The organism is Xanthovirga aplysinae (assembly GCF_009711365.1).
GTDB classification, from domain to species: domain Bacteria; phylum Bacteroidota; class Bacteroidia; order Cytophagales; family Cyclobacteriaceae; genus Xanthovirga; species Xanthovirga aplysinae.
In genome coordinates this window covers 1-2,737 of sequence record NZ_SMMB01000615.1, presented here as the reverse complement: position 1 = coordinate 2,737, position 2,737 = coordinate 1, and the positions used below count along the sequence as shown (strand labels likewise).

Genomic DNA, 2,737 nt, shown 5'->3' with positions numbered 1-2,737 from the left:
GTGTGCTACTTAATTTTGTTTTAATCAGTTTAGTCTATTTTACTTTAGCATCCGTCATAAAAAATTTCTTGTTACTTCTGTTTAACAACCATTATTTTCAAAAAACACCTCTATTTGGGGACTATAAAGAAGAATGGATTAATAAAAGCACTTTAATTAGTCAGTTGATTATCATATGGCTTTGGGCAGTTAACTTATTGAAAGCAAGCTTCCTTTATGTCCCCTTCCTAGAATTAATTTCCGATTTCATGACCTATTCCTGGTCCATTGGGGCTATAGAAATTACTTTAGGCAATTTACTGAGTTTTTTATTTATCATTTGGGCCTCTTTGCTTATTTCCAGATTTGTCCGTTTTATCATGGAAGAAGGAGTTCTTATCCAACAACCCATTGGCCTTAGGGCAACAGCTTCTTTAGTTATCAGTTACTGTTTAGTCGCCATAGGAGTTTTCATGGCTTTGGCCGCAGCCGGAATTGGTCTGGATAGAATTTCCATTTTCGTAGGAGCTTTTGGGGTTGGGATAGGCTTTGGACTACAAAATATAGCCAATAACCTAATTTCGGGAATCATCCTAGCAGCAGAGCGCCCCATTCAAGTAGAAGACATTATTGAAATAAATAGCCAGTTGGGGGTGGTTAAAAAAATTGGTTTTCGCTCTAGCATCATTCGCACCTATGATGGCGCAGAAATTATCGTCCCAAATGGGGATTTAATTTCACAGGAAGTAACAAATTGGACACATACGGATAAGAAACGGAGGATTGAAATATTAGTAGGAGTTGCTTACGGTACCGATCTCCAAATGGTCAAAGAATTATTGGAAAATACCATCAGTGAACATAAACAAGTGCTTCGTCAACCCACTCCCCTAGTATTTTTCAATGGATTTGGAGACAGTTCTTTAGATTTTAGGGTGTTGGTTTGGACCCATCAAATTGAACATTGGGTGGCCATTAGAAGTGAGCTCAGCATAGCAATTGACCTTGCATTCAAGGAAAAAGGCATTGAAATTCCCTTCCCACAAAGGGATTTGCATGTGCGTTCGGGATTGAAAAAATCAGTTTCCAAAAAAGCCCCTGGAAAAAAAGCACCTACCAAAAGAAAGGATGATAAACAGCAATGAATAAAAATTCGATAAAGCCCCTGAAGGTTTTTAACCCATTCATTTTCAACTTGCAAAGCAAGTTTTTTAATACCTCTATTTTTTAAACATTTCAATGCTAATCCAGTACCTATCTAATGGCAATTCAAAGTATCAGTAACTATAAATTAATTATTAAGCCCTATTTCTAAATTCAAAATTTTTTGCTTTCAAAATTTGAATTATTTAATCAAAAATTGATAGGACAATAGTTTATGGGGCATTGTCAATAGGGGAAATAATCGAAGTATAATCAGGAAGGTATTAAGGCAAATAAAGCAAGTCAAAAAATAAAAATTTATGTGAATGTGGAAGTCATTAAGCGTATAGGGGAAGTAAATCCAAAACTTTTTTAAACGGGCATGCATACCAAATGCACCCTTGAAAAATAGCCAAACATGCTCTTTATGGCCCTTTTCTCTAAAAATGGAGCTTAATAAAAATAGCAGAAATTCCTACCTAAAAAATAATGCACCCCATTTGCAGCCCTCCATCATTCCGCCTTTCCATTTAACTATTGTAAAGTTGTAAAAAAAATTTGACGCCGGTTAATATCAAGAATAGGAAGTCAAGCAATCTTTATTAATAGGGAGCATTATTACTAACCGAAAATGAAAAAAATATTCACTCTAATTTTGATGTTTTGGGCAGTTAGGGCATATACTCAAAACACACTCCATACTGGAGATACCTATATTCAAGGTAGTTTAGCAATTGGAACCGCCACAGAAAACGGAGAAAGTTTTGGATTTGATACTTTTAGAATGAAGGAAGACAACTTAAGAATACATTTCCAGGATATGAGTACTGCTGGGGGTTATCCCTCCAATGATTGGCGTATAACCATAAATGATAGTGAAAATGGGGGTAAAAATTATTTTAGAATTGATGATGCAACTAGAAATACACAACCCTTTAAAATTTTAGCGGGATCAAGAACAAATGCCCTTGTAACAAAAAGCAAATTTATTGGAATTGGTACAGATAATCCAGCCGTATTACTGCACACTGTTTTTGGAAATACTCCAACTTTGCGATTAGAACAAGATGGGTCATCGGGTTGGAGCCCATATGCTTGGGATGTTGCCGCAAATGAAATCAATTTTTTTGTAAGGGATGTAAAAACCAATCAACTCCCATTTAGAATTGCCCCTTCTCAAGGTGAAAATGTGTTAACATTAAAATCAAACAATGTGGGCATTGGCACCTGGAACCCTAAAGCGAAATTACATGTCAATGGCCACCTGCGGTTAAATCCATTAGATGAGGCCCCTGAGACACCTGGCTTAGGAGACCTGTTTTTTGATAAATCGGACTCAACCTTCAGGGCTTATAATGGAATTTTGTGGCAGGTTCTAAATTCAAATACAGATAATCAAGACTTATTTTTGGAAAACCATAATTTGTCTATTGAAAACGGTAATACTGTTGATCTTTCCGTATTTCTTGATAATACGGATGCACAAACTTTGAGCTTAAATGAGAACACTTTATCCATTGAAAACGGAAACTCCATTGACCTATCCGAATTTAAAGACAATACTGATAGACAAAACCTTACAGCCGCTACTTTAAACGGAACAACACTGGAAATT

Annotated in this window: 2 protein-coding genes; both read left to right on the top strand. The window is 35.9% G+C overall.

What is annotated here, in order from left to right; translation table 11 throughout:
- Positions 1 to 1,124 (top strand): mechanosensitive ion channel family protein (locus E1171_RS03305; protein WP_222931367.1); only part of this gene is annotated, 1,124 nt, incomplete at its 5' end.
- Positions 1,125 to 1,753: 629 nt separating this feature from the next.
- On the top strand, positions 1,754 to 2,737 hold a 984-nt coding region (locus tag E1171_RS03300; protein WP_222931366.1), incomplete at its 3' end, for a hypothetical protein.